Annotated in this window: 18 protein-coding genes; 16 read left to right on the forward strand and 2 right to left on the reverse strand. The window is 34.2% G+C overall.

Annotated features, from left to right (window positions below; translation table 11 throughout):
* Positions 1–23 precede the first annotated feature (23 nt).
* The 3 genes from ruvX to BMZ74_RS02060 all read left to right on the forward strand — a co-directional run bounded on the left by ruvX (position 24) and on the right by BMZ74_RS02060 (position 3,541).
* A complete protein-coding gene (ruvX, locus tag BMZ74_RS02050) occupies positions 24–461 on the forward strand; it encodes a Holliday junction resolvase RuvX (RefSeq protein WP_089858876.1) in 438 nt (145 codons plus the stop codon).
* Between the two features lie 309 nt (positions 462–770).
* Positions 771–2,726: an S-layer homology domain-containing protein gene (locus BMZ74_RS02055; protein WP_089858879.1), complete on the forward strand. Its 1,956-nt coding sequence runs from the start codon at positions 771–773 to the stop codon at positions 2,724–2,726.
* 116 nt (positions 2,727–2,842) lie between these two features.
* Positions 2,843–3,541, forward strand: a complete 699-nt coding sequence (locus BMZ74_RS02060; protein WP_089858882.1) for a porin family protein — start codon at positions 2,843–2,845, stop codon at positions 3,539–3,541.
* A gap of 49 nt (positions 3,542–3,590) precedes the next feature.
* Here BMZ74_RS02060 and BMZ74_RS02065 read toward each other — a convergent pair whose 3' ends face one another.
* Positions 3,591–4,283 (reverse strand): cytochrome c biogenesis CcdA family protein, encoded by a 693-nt coding sequence (locus BMZ74_RS02065; protein ID WP_089858885.1) that lies wholly within the window; start codon positions 4,281–4,283, stop codon positions 3,591–3,593.
* Between the two features lie 252 nt (positions 4,284–4,535).
* Here BMZ74_RS02065 and BMZ74_RS02070 point away from each other — a divergent pair, with 252 nt between their 5' ends.
* From BMZ74_RS02070 to galU, 6 genes are all read left to right on the forward strand, one after another.
* Complete coding sequence (locus BMZ74_RS02070; protein WP_089858889.1) at positions 4,536–5,504, forward strand: hypothetical protein; 969 nt, start codon at positions 4,536–4,538, stop codon at positions 5,502–5,504.
* A gap of 18 nt (positions 5,505–5,522) precedes the next feature.
* Positions 5,523–6,455 carry a hypothetical protein gene (locus tag BMZ74_RS02075; RefSeq protein ID WP_089858891.1) on the forward strand — a complete coding sequence of 311 codons (933 nt, stop codon included), beginning with the start codon at positions 5,523–5,525 and terminating at the stop codon, positions 6,453–6,455.
* 99 nt (positions 6,456–6,554) lie between these two features.
* Entirely contained in the window at positions 6,555–8,237 is a 1,683-nt protein-coding gene (locus BMZ74_RS02080; RefSeq protein WP_089858895.1) for an LPS-assembly protein LptD, read from the forward strand.
* Between the two features lie 67 nt (positions 8,238–8,304).
* Positions 8,305–9,006: a hypothetical protein gene (locus BMZ74_RS02085; RefSeq protein WP_245750788.1), complete on the forward strand. Its 702-nt coding sequence runs from the start codon at positions 8,305–8,307 to the stop codon at positions 9,004–9,006.
* Positions 9,007–9,149: 143 nt separating this feature from the next.
* The gene (locus tag BMZ74_RS02090; RefSeq protein ID WP_089858898.1) at positions 9,150–10,895 is read left to right on the forward strand and encodes a phospho-sugar mutase; all 1,746 of its coding nucleotides are present in this window, start codon (positions 9,150–9,152) and stop codon (positions 10,893–10,895) included.
* Between the two features lie 177 nt (positions 10,896–11,072).
* A complete protein-coding gene (gene galU / locus BMZ74_RS02095) occupies positions 11,073–11,945 on the forward strand; it encodes a UTP--glucose-1-phosphate uridylyltransferase GalU (RefSeq protein WP_089858901.1) in 873 nt (290 codons plus the stop codon).
* Between the two features lie 45 nt (positions 11,946–11,990).
* Here galU and BMZ74_RS02100 read toward each other — a convergent pair whose 3' ends face one another.
* Positions 11,991–13,631 (reverse strand): radical SAM protein, encoded by a 1,641-nt coding sequence (locus BMZ74_RS02100; RefSeq protein ID WP_089858904.1) that lies wholly within the window; start codon positions 13,629–13,631, stop codon positions 11,991–11,993.
* Between the two features lie 218 nt (positions 13,632–13,849).
* On the opposite strand from BMZ74_RS02100, the gene BMZ74_RS02105 reads away from it, so the two are divergent.
* From BMZ74_RS02105 to hpf, 7 genes are all read left to right on the forward strand, one after another.
* Positions 13,850–16,105, forward strand: coding sequence for a phosphodiester glycosidase family protein (locus BMZ74_RS02105; protein ID WP_177181337.1), 2,256 nt, complete (start codon positions 13,850–13,852; stop codon positions 16,103–16,105).
* Positions 16,106–16,163: 58 nt separating this feature from the next.
* Entirely contained in the window at positions 16,164–16,688 is a 525-nt protein-coding gene (locus BMZ74_RS02110; protein WP_089858911.1) for a hypothetical protein, read from the forward strand.
* A gap of 9 nt (positions 16,689–16,697) precedes the next feature.
* Positions 16,698–17,708, forward strand: a complete 1,011-nt coding sequence (locus BMZ74_RS02115) for a bifunctional heptose 7-phosphate kinase/heptose 1-phosphate adenyltransferase (RefSeq protein ID WP_089858914.1) — start codon at positions 16,698–16,700, stop codon at positions 17,706–17,708.
* Positions 17,698–18,177 carry a D-glycero-beta-D-manno-heptose 1-phosphate adenylyltransferase gene (rfaE2, locus tag BMZ74_RS02120; protein WP_089858917.1) on the forward strand — a complete coding sequence of 160 codons (480 nt, stop codon included), beginning with the start codon at positions 17,698–17,700 and terminating at the stop codon, positions 18,175–18,177. The genes BMZ74_RS02115 and rfaE2 overlap by 11 nt, the downstream gene beginning before the upstream one ends.
* Before the next feature lie 130 nt (positions 18,178–18,307).
* On the forward strand, positions 18,308–18,934 hold the full coding sequence (sigH, locus tag BMZ74_RS02125) for an RNA polymerase sporulation sigma factor SigH (RefSeq protein ID WP_089858920.1): 627 nt from the start codon (positions 18,308–18,310) through the stop codon (positions 18,932–18,934).
* 2 nt (positions 18,935–18,936) lie between these two features.
* Positions 18,937–19,683: a ComFC family protein gene (locus tag BMZ74_RS02130; protein ID WP_089858925.1), complete on the forward strand. Its 747-nt coding sequence runs from the start codon at positions 18,937–18,939 to the stop codon at positions 19,681–19,683.
* A gap of 159 nt (positions 19,684–19,842) precedes the next feature.
* Positions 19,843–20,427 carry a ribosome hibernation-promoting factor, HPF/YfiA family gene (gene hpf / locus BMZ74_RS02135; protein WP_089858927.1) on the forward strand — a complete coding sequence of 195 codons (585 nt, stop codon included), beginning with the start codon at positions 19,843–19,845 and terminating at the stop codon, positions 20,425–20,427.
* The last annotated feature ends 126 nt before the right edge of the window (positions 20,428–20,553 follow it).

A 20,553-nucleotide genomic window follows, 5' to 3' on the forward strand; every position in this document is an offset into this window, starting at 1 on the left:
CTAATATAAGGAGATGAGCAAAAATGGATCAGGTTTTATTAGCATTTGATCCTGGCAGTCATAAAATAGGAGCAGCAGTTGTGGATTTCAATGCTCAACTGCAGGAAAAGACAATTCTCAGCCAATCAGAATTAACTGCTTACTTAGCTGAATTAGCTAAGCATTATCAAATTGTAAAAATAATAATTGGTAATGGAACTACCGCTCTCGAGTTACTTGCAATGTTAAATAATGAACTGCCTGAACAGGAAATAGAGCTGGTAGAAGAAAGCTATACTACAGAAGCTGCTCAGGCTCGATATTTAGCTGAAAAGCCAATGTCAAATTACGAAAAATTACTCCGGAAATTTATCAGCTGGAAGGTAAAAAAACCACTTGATGATTATGCAGCTTTAATTATTGCAGAAAAATATCTAAAAAAGCTTGACAAAGAGCCAGCTGACAAGTACAATAGTGAATGAGGATACAAAAATTAAAATTGAATTAAAAAATTGGATTTTGAAAATTGAATACTTCAAGCAAATTGTAAGCTTTTTTTTGCTTAATTAATGTTTTAAATAACGCTTATCAACTCGACGCTAAAATGTAGCTGGAAGGAGGTGCCCCCCGAACGCTGCGTAGTGGGAGAGTTATAAGAGTTCTAATGCTTATCAGAAGCAAAGGATAGCTGAAGAGGAAACAAGGAAACTCGCTCGGATGTCCTCTGTGTTTAGATAGGTCGCTTAGGACTTATAGATAGTAAACACAAACAATCAAGGGGGATTTTATTAATGAAGAAACTTACAATTACAATTGCTTTATTACTCGTTGTAGCATTTGCTATGCCAGTATTTGGTGCTTCTTTCTCAGATGTACCTTCTGATCACTGGGCATATAGTGCTATTAACAAACTTGTTGCTGCTGGTATCGTTGAAGGATATCCAGATGGTGAATTTAAAGGCCAACAATCAATGACTCGTTACGAAATGGCTGTAATGGTTAGCCGTGCTTTAGACAACATTGCAGACGAACAAAAAGAAATGGCTGCTGGTTTAACAACTGGTCAGGCAGAAGACGTAACAGCTATTGTTAAAGCCTTAATGGAAAAAAACACAAGTGAAGAATTTACAGATGCACAAGCTAAAAAAGTTGCTGACATCGTAGATGCTTTAACTTTTGAATTAAAAGCTGAACTTAAAGTATTAGGTGCTAAAGTTGATACTTTAGGTAAAGATGTTGACGAAATCAAAGCTACTATAGCTGCTTTAGACGTACCAGAAGATAATATCGAATTCTCTGGTGTAGTTACAACTTATGCTCAAGTTGGTAGCTATGGTGATGATGATGAGCAAGCTGCAACTGCTGAAGCATTAGCTGATGGCGATGTTTTAGATGCTGACTTATCAAACAATGGTGGTGGAGATTATGATGATTTCCCTGCTGAACAAGCATTTTATCAAGAAATTGATTTACTGTTAAACGGAAGTTTAAAAGGAATCAATTTTGACTTAGCAGTAGATACTATTACTAATGGTTTTACTGACTATGAAGGTTATAACTATGATGATTACACTAAGGTTTTAGGTGAACAGGGTGATGAAAACGGTATCGATATGGATACAGCACTTTTAACTATTACTCAAGATAACTGGACTGTAAAAATTGGTGATATGGGTGACTATGATGTAGATGATAGCGCTTATTTCTATGATGTAGAAGATGCTGAAGGTATTGAATTCACTGGTCCTGTTTACGGATTTGGTGTTAAAGCTTTTGCTGTTGGTTATGATGATGGTAACTTAGATGAGTTTGCTACTAGTGATGACTTATACTATGGTGTTGCAGTTAGTAAAGAATTCATGAATAATACTGTAGTAACTGGTAAAGTCTATCAGGCTGATTTAGACTCTGCTGACGAAAAGGTTACTGATATTGCAGTTGCAGTTAGTACAGACTTAACTGATTCTTTAACTTTAAGTGGAGAAGCAGTTTATAATGAGCTAGATGAAGCTGATACAGATGACAGTATGTTTAAAATAGCTGCTAACTACATTTATACTGATACTCTGAGCTTCAGAGGTAGTTTCCAGACTGTTGGTGATGAGTTTAATGGTGGTGTAGACCATTTTGCTGATGTTCAAGCAGATATGGAAGAAGATTATGATTTTGATAAATATACTTTAGGAACTACTTATGTAGTTAATACTAATAATAGTCTTGACTTTGATGTAGCTATGGTTAGCTATGATGCTGATACTGCATTTAGTCAAGATTTTGTAGATGATTTAGGTTACAGCAGTGATACTGATGAAGACAAATATATTTATAGTATTGGTTGGAACAATACCTATGGTAAATTTACTAACCATGTTGGTTTAGAATATGTTGAAAATGACTATTATACAGATGAAACTGATGACAATACTACAGTAATTGAGTTAGGTACAGTTTATGACTGGACAGCAAAAACTGACTTAAGAGCTAAGATTGTTAACAAAAATGCTGATCTCTATGATAATTCAGATGTTTGGGATAAAGATATGAACTTCACTTATCTCCAAGCAGGAATTGATCATCAATTAGCTGATAACATTAGCTGGATTACAGATGTACAATACATCACTGGTGATGTTGATCAATTGACTAATCATTCAGCTGATGATAGTGTTGATAGCTATGTTGCTAATGGTGACAATGCTGATATCAATGGTAACTTTATTACAACTCAGTTATCAGTTAGCTTCTAAAAACAGTTAAATATTAGCTGAATAACGAAGCTAAAACAACCCGGGGGATTTATCCCTCGGGTTTTTTATGTCATAAGGAAAAATATGTAAAATAATAAAAGGAGGAATTTTTAAAGTTGAAGAAAAAAATATTAGTTTTGTTGGTGATGGTTGGGGTTATTCTGGCAGCAACCGCAAGTGCTGCTGCTTCTGATTGGGAAGTGACAGGTGGTTTTTCAATTATTAATGTAACTTTAGATAAGTGGAATTCTACTATTGATGATCTAAATAGTTTAGTTGATGGTAATTTTAATGGCCTAATCCCAACTACAAATGTAGATGAAATGGATAATATTGAGAAAGTTCCCATGCTTTCTTTAGGAGCAGAAAAGGCATTATCTGATAAATGGTCTGCCAGAATTGAATACGAGTATATTTTTGGAGCTGTAGAGACAGAATTTGAATCTTTTAATGGTGCATCTTATGTAGATAATGAAGGTGAAATTAAAGTTGATCTGCATGGGATTGCCTTTTTAACTGATTATAGCTTAAATGACAACTGGTCATTGGGTGGTGGAGTAGGTTTTTATAAAGGAACTAAAAGTAAAAAATTAACTGGTCCTGCTTTTACAGCAGTTGGTTTAGCTGCTGATGAAGATTATGATCTGGATGCAGTTAGCTACAGATTTGGAGTTAATTATCAAAAAGAAATTTCTACTAACTGGGATTTTAATGCTGGCTTAGATTATCTCTATATGGAACTTGATGATGAAGATGAAGGTAATGTTTACAGTAAAGGCTTGATTTATAACTTAGCTGTAAGCTATAACTTTTAGATAAAAAGCGGCTGTACAGCCGCTTTTATTTTTGCTTAATAATTTAAGTTTAAAGTAAAAGTCTGTTTAATATTTCCAGATAACCAGTGATCATCAATAGACCAAAAATAATTAACAAAATACCGGTTAATTTTTTAATTAGGGGTAGATACTGGTTAAATTTTTTTAATCGTGGCAGCAGTTGTTCCATAAATATAGCAGTTATTAAAAAGGGTATAGCCAGCCCAAGAGCATAAAAGAGCAGCAAGATAGCACCACTGCTGAGACTGCTTTTGGTGCCAGCTATAATTAAGATTGAACTAAAAATTGGGCCTATACAGGGAGTCCAGCCCAGGGCTAGAATTATGCCCAACAGAAAAGCTTTCAAATTACCAGTTAAGGAGTCAGGAAGATTAAGTTTTTTTTCCTGATAAAAAGAGCTAACTGTGATTAGACCAGTTAAATGAAGGCCAAAAACAATAATTATTAGACCACCCAGGCGGGTTAGTAAAAGCTGGTTGCGCAGTAAAAATTTACCCAATAAAGTAGCAGATAAGCCAAGCAGAACAAAAATAATTGTAAAGCCAGTAATAAAACTGGCTGCACTAATTAATAAGGTGAGTTTAGCACTTTGTTTTTCTTTTGTGCTGTAATCAGCAACCAAATAGGCCAGATAAGTTGGAATTAAAGGTAAGATACAGGGAGAAAAGAATGACAAAATACCAGCTGAAAAAGCTGTTAAAAGACTAATGTCAATTGACACTTAATCACCTCTTTAAGTTATATTATTTTGCTAAGCTAATTATACCAGAGAAGCTCTCGTAAGTCTAAATAATACCACCAATCTGATTTAAATGGTCTGTAAATAGCTGCTCAAATTAATGTGAAAATATTCTGTAGAATTATAAAAAAATATTAGATTTTCTTAGCTTAATCTGTCTGCTGATCTGGATAATTAGTCTATTTTCTGATATAATAAATTTGACTAGATAGAATCAAGAAAGGAGGCAGGCAGTTGCAGAAATTTATTGTGTTACTTTTAACTTTAATTTTACTTTTAACAGGTGGAATCAATGTTTTTGCTGCTGAGCAGGAACAGGCAGCAGAAAAACTTACCGATCAAACCACAGCTGAACTTGACCTGTCTCAAAGTAAAGTTTTTTCTGAAGCAGCCCGGCAGCAGTTATTAGGTATTGCTTCCCAATATGATAATGAAGATGTTTTTGCTGAACAAAATACTGAGGTAGAAATCGGCAGTAAAGATTTTACTATTATTGAAAATCAAATTAAAGATAAACAAAATTTAAATTTATTGACTGACTTAAATTTTAATGCAGATTATTCTAAATCAGTTATTGATAATAAGCTGCAGAGTGAGGCAGATTTAAAACTTGAATATTCTTTAAACCCGCGTACCTTAATTAGAGCTGGTTATTCAGTTATTAATGAGGAAGGTTGGGATGTACAACGTAATAATTCAGCTGGCAGCCTGGCTTCAGCTGGTGATAAAACTTATTTTGATGATCTTGAAAGCAGTAAAAGTGTTGGTCTGGCTTATAAAAGTACCGATCGAGTTACTGTTTCGGCAGATTTTATTGAGAATAATGAGTTTGGTAGTTATTATAATGAAAATCTTGATGTTTACGGTAATTCAACTGTATTTGGTCTTCAATATGATGATCCAGGCGGATCTTCAATTAGAGCTAGATATCAGGTTGACCTGGGAGATGATGTGACTCAGAGAATCGCCGGGGTTGATTTTGCTTTTAATAATCTAGCTACTTTTAGTGCTTCTTATAAATTACTCGATCCGAAAGCAGTAGAATCTGTTTTAGCAGAAGAAAAAACTGCCTGGGATTTAGGCTTGGGAGTTAATCTTAATGATCAATATGGGGTTTCACTTGGTTACGAATTAATTCAAAGTAAAGATCAGTCAGAAGAGCCCGAGAAAAAAATTAAAGCTTCTTTTGAAATAAATTTCTAAAAGGATGGTGGAGTTAATTTGTCACAAACATTAAAAAAATTAATTAGTACACTTTTATTAACAGCCTTAATTTTTACCCCTTTTATGCAGCTTACTCACGTTCAGGCAGCTGGTATAATACCATTGAGTAAGTTAGGAAGAGTTGAAGAATTACTCTATGGATCTGTTTCAGAAAAACCTATTCTGGAGCGAGTTGCTGTTATTGAAAAAACAGTTTATAATTCTACACAGTCAGGTTCTATTGTCCAGCGCTCAAATAAAATAATTTCAGATCTTTTAATTACTGATGAAAAATCTACTTCTTTATTATTTCTTTTAAATACAGTTGAGTGGTCAATTACTGGTGAACTTGGAACTGGTAACTTAATTGATCGGCTAAATAATCTAGAAGAACAAGTTAGTGGTCAGCGAGCAGATGGACCTCTTAAAACTAGAATTAAGAATTTATATGAACTAACAATTAAAGGCCAGGATCTACCAGTTAAAAAAGTTGAAAGTATGAATGATCAATTAATTAGAATTAAATTATTAGCAAAAATAAATTCTGGCACAGCTCGTAAAGGCGAAAAAGTACCTTATCAGGTTATGGAAGATATCAAAGTTCAAGATACTTTAATTATTCCCCGGGGTACCAAAGGTGAACTTGAGATAACTAAAATTGAAGAAGCTGGTAAAATGGGAAAAGATGGTGATATAAAAATAGGTTTTCCCAGTCTGGAGGCTATCGATGGAACTAAGCTAACTGTTGCAATTCAGAAAGAAGCCCAGCAGGAAAATGAATCTCAAAAATTAGCAATTGGAGCAAGTGTTCTGGGGACTGCTCTACTTGGTCTGCCAGGAGTAGTAGCTGGTTATTTTGTAGAAGGAAAAGATGAAGAAATACCAGCTGGTTCTACTTTTTATATTCAGGTAACTGAAAACAAGGAATTATATGGTGTAGAAGTTAAATAATTTAGTGATTAAATTTACTCAATGAATTTAAAGACCTGCCCGGCAAAATTAAGCTGCCTGATGGCAGGTTTTTTTAAAAATTAATTTAGGAGAGTTAGTGTGGAAAAAAAAGCAGTCAGCTTAAATTATAAATGGATAAATTTTTTGTTATTAATTTTTTTATTAATAGTTCAGCCTCTACAGGCCGAAGAAGTTACAACAGATAATTATATTTTAGAGGCAGAGCAGATTATTTTTAAACAGGAACAAAATTTAGTTTTTTTTCAGGGTGATCCCTCCTTTAAAACTACAAATATTACTGTATTTGCTGATAAAATGAAGGTTGATACAGCAAATAAGATTGTGACAGCTGAAGCTAACGTTATAATTAGTTCAGATAAAAACGATCTTTATGGTGAAAAACTCATTTATAATTATGAAACTGAACAGGGAGAGCTCTATGGAGTAAAAGGTACTGTAGGTGAGCTGCATCTTACAGGTGAAAAATTAAATATTCTTTCAGTTTCTCCCCTTACAGGTGAGATTGAGTCAGCTACCTTTACTCCCTGTTCCCGTAAAAGTCCGCATTATTATTACTGGTCTAAACAAGTAAAAATTAATGCTGATAATACTCTCGATATTTATCATATAGTTCCTCATATTAAAAAAATACCTATTTTTTATCTACCATATTATTCGGTTACTTATGACCCCAGTGATGAAGAACATCCCTTTAAAGATAGTTCGCCAATTCCTAAAATCGGTTATAATAATGATCGAGGTGTAACAGTTGACTTTAATTATCCCTATCGTCTAACAGATAGCAATTATGGTAATCTTCATTACATAACAGAAGGTACAGATGAAGAACGTTATGAAACAAGAACTTTTACTAATTATCAGCGTTTAACTGAGACTTTAACTTTAAAAAACAGATATTATTATCTTTATAATTATGATATTGATGATGAAGAACTAGATGATGAAGATGAGGAATATTACACTTCATTAGTATATCGCAAAAACCGACTTAGATTAGAAGCTGGTTTTGGCCGGGATTTAATGGAAGAGGAAAAAAAATCACGTCAGTTTATTGCTGGTGGTTATAGTCTAAAAAATGGTCTAGCAATGTCTTTTCGCCAGGAATTCCATGAACAACAAAAAATGAAAGAGAGTTATTCGTTAAGTTTTAATAAATATCCAATTCGCTGGAATTTACGTTATCGTGATGGTTATGATTATAATTATTACAGTTATTTAACAGTTTCTTTGCCAGCCTGGTATGGACTGCGAACAACGTTAGCCAGTGGTCGAGTTGAAAATTATGGAGTTGAATTAAATAAAAATAGGCTTAACCTCAATTATCGTTATCATTTACCGCTTCCGGCTGGATTTTCTTATCATTTGAATTATAATTATCGGCTGGATGATTATATGAGTGGTTACAATAGTAATTACTATTATACTCAAATCAATACTGGATTACGATATAGAAAAAAATTAAATGAAAAGTTAACTTTAAATTCCGCTTTGTTTTATCAGCGTAATCATGCCTGGGGAATTAGTCCCCTGGCTGATGATCGGGAAGATGAAGACCATTACTGGAAACCGGCTTTAAGTCTTAATATTAAGCGGCCACTGCCAAATTCTTCAATTTCTCTGGAAACTGATGCTAAGTATGATATTGATCTGGAGGATTGGGATGAAATAAATCTTAGAGTTCGTCAAAATGAAGATTGTTACAGCCTTTATATTGGTTATGATTTAGTTGATAATGCTTTTAGTTTTGGTATAGAAATATAATAAATTTTAAAAACTAGCAGGAGTTTAAAGCTGCTAACGTGAAACTAAAAAGAAAAGGGTGATTTTAGTGGAAAAGAAAATTTTCTTCTTTAATGTAATTTTTTTCTTTTTAGTTTCTTTGTTCTTATTTTTGGCATTAATTAGGCCAGGCAAAGTATTGGCAAAAAATTATCGGCCGGAGATTAGTGGCAGTTTTGAAAGTGGGGATAAGCTTTATACAGATCCAGGTGATCTAGATGAAGATGATCCGCTTGATTACTATCGTTATGATAAACAGTGGTTAAAATATAAGCAGAAATTAGCAGTAGGAGAATATTATTACCTAAAAATACAGCGTCAGCAGAGAATTTATGAAAATAGTATTGGCTATAATAATCTTAATTTAGAAACAGAAGGTAATTATACTTTTTACTTAACTGAAAGACTTCGAAATAGATTTAAATTGCTTTTACGAGATAAAGATTATATAGAATCTGGTTATGAAAACAAGGACTACCGATTGGCCCGTTTGCAGTACACTTTGCAATTTGATTATAATCAGGTCCATTCTTATCAGTTGATTTTGCAAAAACAGTGGACAAATTATCAGCATAATCATGCACATGATTATCAGCGAAATCGAATTGCTCTCAAATGGGATTGGGAGCTTAGTGCTGATTTTGAAGTAGATACAAAACTTCAATATGACTGGCAGCGCAATGATAGTAATTCTAAAATAAGTAATAAAGATGGTCGTAAGATAGCGGTGAGTTTTAAGTATAAGATTTAATACTATCATTTAAATGAAGAGGCTGCTGAGCGATAATTGCTATTTTTGCAAAAACTTTATAATGAATTTTTTTTGTGATATAATATTTCCAATGAGTAGCATAATTATTTGAGATCGTTTATCAACAAAGGAGTTGATCAATTTTGAGTTATATGTCCAGATATCGCGACTGGCTTTTAAGTGATTATTTTGACGAATCAACTAAAGCAGAGCTAGAAGCCATCAAGGAAAATGAAGCAGAAATCGAAGATCGTTTTTATAAAAATCTGGATTTTGGTACTGGTGGAATGCGCGGTAAAATGGGGGCTGGAACCAATAGAATAAATAAATATACTGTTCGTAAAGCAACACAAGGATTAGCAAATTATATTATAAATTATAGTGATAATGGTCGGCAGCGAGGGGTTGTAATTGCTTATGATTCGCGGCATAATTCAGCCGAATTTGCTCTGGAGGCTGCTTTAGTACTGGCTGCAAATGGTATTAAAACTTTTCTTTTTTCTGAAATGCGGCCTACTCCCGAACTTTCTTTTGCTGTTCGACATTTAAATGCAGTAGGTGGAATTGTAATTACTGCCAGTCATAACCCACCTGAATATAATGGTTATAAGGTTTATTGGCAGGATGGAGGACAGGTTGTGCCTGCTCAGGCAAGAGATATTATAGCTGAAATTGAAGAAATTGATGATTTTGCTATAGTAAAAACTATTAGTAAAGAAGCTGCCCAAGCAGATCGATTATTAAAATATCTTGATCAGGAAGTTGATGCTGCTTATCAGCAGGCCTTAATTGATGTATTACCACAGCTTGATTTAGCTGCTGAGCAGGGTAAAAAGTTAAAAGTTGTCTATACACCATTGCATGGGACAGGTAGCACAGCTGTGCCGCAGTTATTAAAGAAAATAGGATTTACAAATTTTAAGTTAGTTAAAGCTCAGGCAGATGGGGACCCAGAATTTTCTACTGTAGAAAGTCCTAATCCTGAAGATAGATCTGCTTTTAAATTAGCTCTAGAATTAGCTGAACAGGAACAAGCTGATCTTATTTTGGCAACTGATCCTGATGCTGACCGTATGGCAGCAGTAGTCAAAACAGCTTCTGGTGAATATCAGGCTTTAAATGGCAATGAAACTGGTGTTCTCTTTACAGATTACCTTTTAAATACTGGTCAAAAAAATAATAGTTTGGCAGCTACAGGAGTAATTGTTAAGACAATAGTTTCTACTGAGATGGCAGCTCAGATTGCTGCTGCTTATAATATAGAAATAGTTGATGTATTAACTGGGTTTAAGTATATAGGAGAAAAAATTACTGAATTTGAAAAAGAAGACAACAAAAAATTTCTGCTGGGCTTTGAAGAAAGTCTGGGTTATTTAATCGGTGAATATGCTAGAGATAAAGATGCAGTAGTAGCTGCTGCTCTATTTGCAATTATGGCTTTGAGTTACCAGCTGCAAAATAAAACAGTGCTAGATAGATTAGCGGAATTAAGAGCAGAATATGGTTATTATCTTGAAGATCTAGAATCTCTACGTTTAGAAGGTAAAGAAGGTCAAGAAAAAATAAGTAAAACTATCAATAAGCTGAGAGAAGAGTTACCAACTAAAATTGCTGGTAGGAAAGTAGTTAATGTTAAAGATTATCAGCAGAGTAAAGAATTTGATCTAACAGCAGATACAGAAAAAGAAATTAAATTACCAAAGTCTAATGTACTGCAGTTTCTCTTAGCTGATCAGGCCAAATTGACAATCCGACCTTCTGGTACAGAACCTAAGCTAAAACTCTACTTTGCTGTTTGCGAAGAAGATGAAGAGCAGGCTGAAGAAAAATTAGCTCAGTTTAAGGCTGAATTTATGGAACAAGTAGAAAAACTAATTAATAGTTTTTAATTATGATAGTTTAATTGTTTATTTAGGTTAAATATTTTACAATTTATAGATAAAACTTAGCTATTTAATTCAGACAATCTTTAAGTTTAATAGTGACTATTTGAGGACAGTTTTCGCTGTCCTTTTTAATAAAAATAAGCATAATTAAATTTAGTTATGCTTGCTAGGAGTGATAAAATGAAAATAAAGAAAGCTGTAATTCCTGCTGCTGGTTGGGGAACACGACTATTACCGGCTACTAAAGCACTCCCAAAAGAAATGCTGCCAATAGTAGACAAACCATCTATTCAATACATAGTAGAAGAAGCTGTTGCAGCAGGAATAGAAGATATACTTTTAATTACTTCTAAAGATAAACAGAGTATTGAAGATCATTTTGATAAATCAACAGTTTTAGAGTCAGTTCTGGCAGCTCAAGGAAAAGATAAGCTGTTAAAAACTGTGCAGGATATCTCAGAAATGATTACCATTCATTCAGTCAGACAAAAAGAACAAAAGGGTTTGGGACATGCTATTTATTGTGCCCGGAGTTTTATTGGAAATGAGCCTTTTGCTGTTTTGCTTGGCGATGATATTATTCATGCCGAAACTCCTGTTATTAAACAGATGATGAAAGTATATGAAGAAAAAGAAACAGCAGTTATTGGCTGCAAACAGGTTCCAGAAACAGATGTTAGTAAATATGGAATTATTGATTATAGTCGTAGTGAAGGCGATGTTTATAAAATTGAGGCTATGGTTGAAAAGCCAGCAGTAGAAGAAGCTCCTTCTAATCTGGCAATTTTGGGACGTTATATAATTACCCCTGATATATTTAATATTTTAGATAATACTGCGCCTGGTAAAGGAGGAGAAATTCAGCTAACAGATGCTCTCCAGACCTTATTGGCTAAAAGAGTAGTTTATGGCTATGATTTTAAAGGGAAACGTTATGATATTGGTAATAAAATGGGTTTTTTAAAAACTACTGTTGAACTTGCACTGGCCAATGAAGATCTTGGCCAGGAATTTAAGTCTTATTTAAAAGATCTAGTGACAAAATTAAGTTAATTATTAGCTAGTTTTTTATCAGTTAAAAATCTTAAATAAAGGTGTTTATTTATTTAAAAATAGTTCGTTAATTAGTTTTTCAGGAAATTGTCTGCCCAGAATTGTTCTAAATTCTTGTTTTGATTTAGGCTTTTCCACTAAGATTCGGGAGGCTCTTTTGCTGCCTATACCCGGAATAGCTTCCAGTTCTTTTTGCGAAAAACATCTGCTTTTAGTTGACCAATTTAGAGCAGTTAAAGAACGGTAACCGTGATCAATAACTTTTACTTTAGCAAAGAAGTTAGCCTGCTGATCAATTACAGCAGTCAGGATAGGATAGGTTCCCAGCTGACGGCAGTAATTAAGGGAACCTTTCTTTTTTTCTGAATAAAGATTTTTTAAAATTACTCCTGTGGGAAAGACTCTTTTTAACATTTCATAATTAATCTCCTGATTTATTTTTTCTTTATATTTTTTAAACTTATTTTTACTATATTTTATTTCTGGATAGCTGCCTAACTGGACTACCTGTCTGATATTAATTCTCCGTACCAGCAAGTTAGCTTTCAATAATTTATGCAAAAAGTCATAATTATAGTTTAAAGTTTTTTTGCTTTCTCCAATTAGACCGTGCAAAAAGTTTAAGCCAGGTAATAATTTTGGAATCCCATCTTCGCGTTGCCCACCAATTTCATTTAAAAGTTTAATCGCAAAAAAAGTATCGGCTGTAGTACTATCTATATTATTTTTCTGCAGGACAGTCGGATCAGCAGATTCAAGTCCAAAAGCTGCTGTATCACCGGGAGTGTTGTATTTACTTATAATCTCTATTATCTCAGCTGCTTCAACGGGATTTCTAGCTATTTCAGCTGGATTCATATTATCAAGATGAAGAACTTGAAGCTCAGGATCAGCCTGCCTAATTCCACTGTAAAGCTGGCGCAGATAATTTGGTTTTAAATTGAAAGAGCTGCCAGTTCGTTCAGCTCCATAAAGTAAAATATCTGTCTGGCTGCCCAGGCGATAATGATGAATTCCTACAGCAGCAATTGCTTTTACTTCTTGATGAATTTCTGCCGGGCTGCGCCAGTAATTAATTTTTTTCAACCGCTCACTGCAAAATGCACAGTGGCTTGGACGAGGACAGCCGCGAAAGGTTTCAATTTCTGCGACTAAATTAGGATAGGCAGGGTGCTGAGTAAATACTGCTGCTCCTTTTACTGCCCAGGTTTTTAGATGTGCAGGAAGATTATCAGTTTTTATTTCTGTTTCGGTTAGGCGCTGGAAAATATCAAGAGCAGTAATTTCCGAACTTATAATATCATAATTTGTTTTAAAACGGTCTCGCATATTTTTAATTAAAGTTATTGGGCCGCCCAGAACTTTAGTCGGATAAAATAACTTTTGTCCAATTTCCTTTATTTCAGCTGCAGAAGCTGGTTGTCCACCCAAATAATGACCGGGAACTGTAGTACCAGCAATTAAAATTATAATATCTTTTTCTTCTAATTCATTTAGATATTTTTCTTTTTGCTGACGTAAACTGTCGATAGTTAAATAATCAAGTTGGTCAGGATTAATTCCTGCAGTTAATAATGCACCCCAGAGATATCGAATATGAGGGGAAAGATAGGGTGGTACCCCAAGACAGGATGGTTCATCAAGATAACCATCAATGATTGTAATTTTAAGTTGATTTATTTTCATTTAATAAAACCCTTTCTTAAAAATAACTTAGCTTATTATTAATCTTTAATAACTTTTATTTATAAGATAATTATATCATATTTTAGTGTTTAGCAAAGCAGGTTAAAAAATTAGTAATTATTTTAGTATCCAGGCAGGATTTAGCAGTTTAAGATGAAATATATATAAGTAAGTAAGAAAGTTAGCCTTAAATACTTTGCATTATGGAGATGAATATTTTGCAGAAATCAAACCGATTTAATTCGATTTTGTTTTATATACTTTTAATTATACTTTTGCTTTCTACTATTTCTCAGACCAGTCTGGCAGAATATTTTAATTCAGGTCTACAGGATTTTGTCCAATCAGATCGGGATATTTTAGTTCCACTTACTACTGCTCAACCTACTTATGAACTGTATTCAGCAACACCAATTACCCTTAGATCTTCAACTGGTGCAGAACTTATCTTGCCTGCTGGCAAGATTTATTACTTAAGTCAGCAAGAGCCAGAGACTCGAATTACAGCAGAAAATAATTCTGCTGAACAGAAGTCCAGCCATGATTCCGCGGCATCCCAAGCTATAAAAAAAGTTTGGGGAGTGCAGGTAATGGCTAGTTCGGCTGCTGATACTGCTGCTGATTATAAAAGTAAGTTAGCAGCCCAGCTGAATTATCCTATTAAAGTTAAGCAGGAAGCCGATTTATATAAGGTACTTGTAGGTGACTTTACTGATCGTCCAGCAGCAGATAAATTACAGCAGGATTTAGCTCAGCATGGTTTTTCAGGTTGGGTGCGTCAATATACTTTAACGCAAATAGATAAGATAGAAAATAAAAATAAAGAACCAATTTTAAATAAGCAGCAGCCACCGGCCATTATTGATTGGACTGCAGCTGACATAGCAGATAGTTTAGCTGAACAGCCTATATTTTTGACAGCTGCTGATGGCAGTCGAATAATTAAAGCAAATAGCTTTGAACTAACCGGTGATTTTGAACTAAAAAATAAAAATTATAGTGGCGATTTCGAGTTTGCCAGTTTAGCTGATAGAATTATTTTTAATTTACAGAGTAATTTAACTGAAATAACAGCTTATTTGCTGCAGCATTATTTTAATCCTGGAGCCCCAAAGCAGGCTTTATTAGCTCAGGCAATAATTTATCGCAGTTCACTAATTTATCAATTAGAAACTTCCGGCTCACAGCTGGAAAATTTAGCTCAGCTTGATTTTTCCCGGCTTAGTCCAGTTTTTAGAAAAGCAGCACAAGATACTGCTAATTTAGTACTTGTTAATGATGAAAGCTTTTATTATAATACAAACTATAGTTTGAAGACAATAAAAAAACCGCGTGCTGGTCTTATTCCACTGGCCCAGGCAGATTATAATTATCAGGAAATTTTAGCTTATTATTATGAAAGAGCTCAAGTTACCTCGTTAAATGAGCTGGTTGATAGTGAAATTAAATTTACGGCTAACATAACCAATGGTTTGCAATTAAAAGAAATTAGACAGTTCAGTTGGGCAGGTCCCCGGGTAATTACAGTTATTGATTATGATTTAACAGCAAAACAGCTTAAGCTGAAACCTGTTTTAGCTCAAGGAGTTGTACCAGGGCGAGAAGATTTATCTGATATTATTAAGAATAATGCTGCTCTGGCTGGAGTTAATGGGGGCTACTTTCATTATAATGGACGCCCACTGGGACTTATCTATTTAAATAAAACTCTTGTTAGTGAACCCTTATATAATCGAACTTCACTTTTAATCAATCAACAGGGTGAGCTTTCTTTTGCTAATGTAAGCTGGACAGGAAGTTTTACTATTGATCAACTTGCTAAAAATATTAATCTAGCTGGTATCAATAGAGCACCGGCTGCAGATGAAATTGTGCTATTTAATGCTTATTATGGCAGTCATATGCCTCCTTTAACAGCTGATTATTATGATATTGTAGTTAATGATGGCAAAATACTTGGTGTAGAAAGATCTCCCGGAACTGCAACTCCCATTCCACCTGCTGGTTGTGTACTAAGGGTTGGCAAAAAACAAGTGGAGCTACCTGAAACTACTTTATTGAGAAATAAAGAGATTTCAATTAATAACAAATTTCAACCTGACTTTGATCAGCTAAAAATTTTGCATGCAGTTGGAGGTGGTCCTCGCCTTTTAAAAGCTGGTAAAATAGAAATTACTGGTCAAAAAGAAAGTTTTAGATCTGATATTTTGGCAGGAAGAGCACCGCGGACTGCTCTTGGTCTTACAGCTGATAACCATCTTTTAATGCTGACAATTGATGGTCGTCAAAATGAGCTTAGTGTGGGAATGACATTAGCTGAGGTAGCCCAATTATTACAAAAATTAGGAGCAGTTGAGGCAATGAATCTTGATGGTGGAGGTTCGGCTCGTATGGTTATTAGAGGATTTACAGTAAATAATCCCAGTGAAAAGCGATTAATTGGCAATGGAGTTATTGTTAACCAGGAAGGCTAAAAAATGTTTTTAATTTTTACCAATTGATAAACTAAAAAATTTACTAAGGGGATCAAAAATGACAAAAAATATTATCTTACTAACTCTATTAATAGTTGCTTTAATTGCTGTAACTGGAGTTAATGCAGCTGATTTATTATCGGTCAACTATCTTATTTCAGGTGACTCACTTGATATTGATACACTCCAATTAGAACCAGAATTTGAGTTCAATAGTGGTCAGCCTGCTTTACTTAATTTAGCTTATGATGGTGATGATTTACATTTAGGCGCAGGTCTGGGTTTAAATATTATGGCACAGCCAGATTTTAAACTTGATTTAAATATGTTACTAACTGATCAAGTTGATAATGAGGATTTTGGCAAAGGAATTGGTGTTGCAGCTAGTACTTTAAACAAACAGCTAAATTTTTATTTAAAAACTTATTATTTTATTGATGATGGATTAGATGATCATGTTTATTATAGAGGAGGGGCTACTTATCGGCTTGGCCAGCATAGTGATCTTGATCTTAGTATTTCTAATCAGTATTGGGATCTTGACGAAAAAGTAATGAATATTGGTATTAAATATAAATTGTAGGAGGACTTTATGAGTGATTTTTCCAGCGCAGAACTGATTAAATATATTAATGAATTTAAAACTAAAAAAATTCTTGTTTTGGGTGATTTAATTGCTGATCGTTTCATAATTGCTGATCCAGAAAGGCTTTCCCGGGAAGCACCAGTTTTAATTCTACGTCACCAGCAAGAAAAAGTTTTACCAGGTGGAGGAGCAAATGCAGCAGCTAATATTGCTAGTTTTGGTGTTGAAGTAGACTTGCTGGGAGTAATTGGTGCAGATAGTTCGGGAAAAGATTTATGTTCCGAATTAGAGAAAAGAAAAATTAATACAAAGCACTTATTAATTGATGATTCACGACCCACAGCGGAAAAAACTAGAATAATGGCCGGGGGAGATCAAATAGTACGTCAGCAGGTGGTCAGAGTAGATAAAGTAGTTACTTCTAAACTAAAACCAGAATTAGCTGCTCAGATCACCAATTATTTTGCAGAAAAATTAACTGACTATGATGCAGTGTTATTTTCTGACTATGGGAATGGTATTTTTAGTCAGCAGACAGCAGCTAAGTTAATTGCTGCTGCTAATAAAGCCCAAAAAATAACTGCTGTAGATAGTCGGTATCAACTTGGCCTATTTAAAGGAGCAGTGATTGCTACTCCTAATTTAGAGGAAGCATCAGCAATTTATGGTCAGGAACTAAAAAGTCAGTCGGAAGTTGAGCAGGCTGGACTAGTGATGAGAGAACAATTAGATTTAAAATATTTGCTAATTACCCAGGGTGGGGCAGGAATGACACTTTTTTCGCCCGGGTCTAAAATAGATCATATTCCAGCGGCTAACTTTGCAGAAGTATTTGATGTAACAGGTGCTGGTGATACTGTAGTAGGAACTTTGCTGCTTGCCTTAGCTGCGGGAGCTTCTCCCAATTTAGCGATTAGAATTGCTAATTATGCAGCTGGAATAGTAGTTCGCAAAAGTGGTGTTGCAGCAGTAACAACAGCAGAATTAATCAGGGAAGTGAAAAATAATGGCAGCTAAACTTAAACAACTAGCTGATTTAAAAAAAGAAGTTAACCTGGCTAAAAAGCAGGGAGAATTAATAGTTTTTACAAATGGTTGTTTTGATATTTTACATGTAGGTCATATTCGCTATTTAAAGAAAGCAGCTGCCCTGGGTGATAAATTGATAGTAGCTGTAAATAATGATAATTCAGTTAGAGAATTAAAAGGTAAAACAAGACCGTTGGTTCCAGAGCAGGAAAGAGTTGAAATGCTGTCTGCTTTAGAAATGATAGATTATTTACTCCTTTTTGCAGAAACAGATTGCAAAAAATTATTGTCTGAACTTGAACCTCAACTTTATGTAAAGGGTGGAGATTATCGGGTAGAGGATTTACCTGAAGCAGAAACTGTTTATAGTTATGGTGGTAAAATTATTTTAATAACCCAGGTAAAAGGGAGATCTACAACTAATCTAATTAAAAAAATAAGGAAAAACAGCAGATGAAAAAATTCTATTTACAGATTTTGATTTTGCTAATCTTGCTTTTATTAGGAGCAACACTGCTGGAACTAGGAGTTAGTTTTCAGGATATCATGAATTTTTAAGCCATGAGTCCAGGATGGGGGGGTTTTTCTTGTTTAAAGAGAAGGAAGAAGAAGAGATCATAGAGATGGCCCAGGCTGGTAATAATTTTGCTATTGAGTATTTAATTGATCAAAATATGGATATTGTATATGCTAAAGCGCGCTTCTTTTTTATTAAAGGACTTGACCGTGAAGACGTAATTCAGGAAGGCCGGGTTGGTTTGTATAAAGCAATTCGTGACTTTAAAGAAGGTAAGGGTGCTTCCTTTCGTGGCTTTTCTCAACTCTGTGTACATCGACAACTTGTTTCTGCTATTAAAAAAGCCAATCGGCAGAAACATATGCCGCTTAATACATCAGCTTCTCTGGATAAGAGCCTTGATTATGGAAATGAAACTGGTCGTACTTTTAATGAGATTTTGCCTGATGAAGGCGAAGATCTCGAAAAAAAGTTTATCTGTCAAGAAACACTGACAACTATTATTGAAGAACTATCAGAAGAATTAACTATTTTAGAATGGAATGTTTTTATGCTTTATCTTGATAGTAAGTCATATCAAGAAATTTCAGATGAATTAGAAATTAATGTAAAAACAGTTGACAATGCTTTACAGAGAGCCAGAAAAAAAATTGATGATTTACGTGAACACTATAATCTTAGAGGAGTTGTTAACTAAAATTGGGGTTAATTGAGATTTTAAAAGATTTAGTTTATCCTGAAAAAGCTGTTTGTCTGGCCTGTGGTAGAAAATATGATCATTCTGAAATTGAAGGAATATGTGATCGCTGTTTGACCAGATTTTCTTTTATTACAGAAGGTTGCCCAATTTGCGGCCGTGAGGTAATCCCGGCTACTTTAATTGCCGGAGAGCCTTGTCCTGAATGTAGAGCAGAGCGGCCTCCTTTTAAACTGGCCCGGAGTGTATTTAGTTATTCTGGTTATGCTAGAGAAATTTTATTGGAGTTTAAATATGGCCATCGACCTGATCTAGCGAAGCCATTTGCTGATTTATTATATTTATATTATGCTGAATATCTAGCCGATAAAGAGATAGATTTCATTATTCCTGTCCCAATGCATGGAGAACGCAAAAACTATCGTGGTTATAATCAGGCTGAAAGGCTTGCTGCTCAACTTTCTCAAAAAACAAAGCTTGAATATAAAGATATTTTACAGCGAGTTAAAAATTCACTTCCACTTTATACTTTAACAAAAAAAGCAAGGAAGCTTGAGTTAGAAGGTGCTTTTGCACTAAAAGAAGAAATTAAAACAGATATTTTTAGGGGCCAGAATATTTTAGTAATTGACGATATTATTACTACCGGAACTACTGCTGCTGAAATTTCTCATTTTATTTTGGAGATTATGCAGGCAGAAAATGTATATATTTTGACAACTGCTTCTGTACCTGTTAAGGTAATGTAAAAGGAAAGAACCTGCTTGTTTAAGCAGGTTCTTTCCTTTTAATCCTTTGTGGAATAATTATAATTTTGAGCAGGAATTATTGCTGATTTGTAGAATAATATATATAACCCAGTAAGTTTAAATAATAAAATAATAATTGTTGTGAGAGGAGTGAGCTTCATGAAAATTATGACTTATGGTAAAAACATTGATGTTACCCCGGCTTTAAAGGAGCATGCAGAGGAGAAAGTAAGGAAGCTAGAGAGGTATTTCAATGGAGAACCGATGGAAGTTCAGATCTCCATGGAGGTAGAAAGAGAAAGACATATTGTTGAAGTTACCGCCTTTGTTAAAGGCTTAATTCTCAGAGGAGAAGAGGCTTCAGGAGATATGTATGCTTCTATTGATGGTGTTATGGACAAATTAGAACGTCAGGTCAGAAAATATAAGACCAAGATTCATGATAGATATATTGAAAAGAAACAGGAACAGAAAAAAGAATATAAAGAAAGACGGAAAGAAGAAATTTTAAATAACGGTTTGAATACAATTACAGAGGAAGTAGAAAGTGATGTTTTTGAACCAAAAATTGTTAGGACTAAACGCTTTCCAATGAAGCCTATGAATGTGGAAGAAGCCTGCATGCAGATGGATCTGCTGGATCATGACTTCTTTGTTTTTTATAATGCAGATTCTGAAGAAACTAATGTAGTTTATAAAAGAAAAGATGGTAACTATGGTTTAATCGAACCAACTTTTGGCTAAAATAGCGTATAGTAAAATTGATTGTTAGACTTTATTCTTTGATAAAATATTAACCAAAATAAATTAATAAATAAAAAAAGAGTGCCTCATTTGAGGCACTCTTTTCTGACTTTAAACAGTTTACTT

Origin of the sequence: Halanaerobium salsuginis (assembly GCF_900114545.1) — a bacterium.
Taxonomy (GTDB): Bacteria; Bacillota; Halanaerobiia; order Halanaerobiales; family Halanaerobiaceae; genus Halanaerobium; species Halanaerobium salsuginis.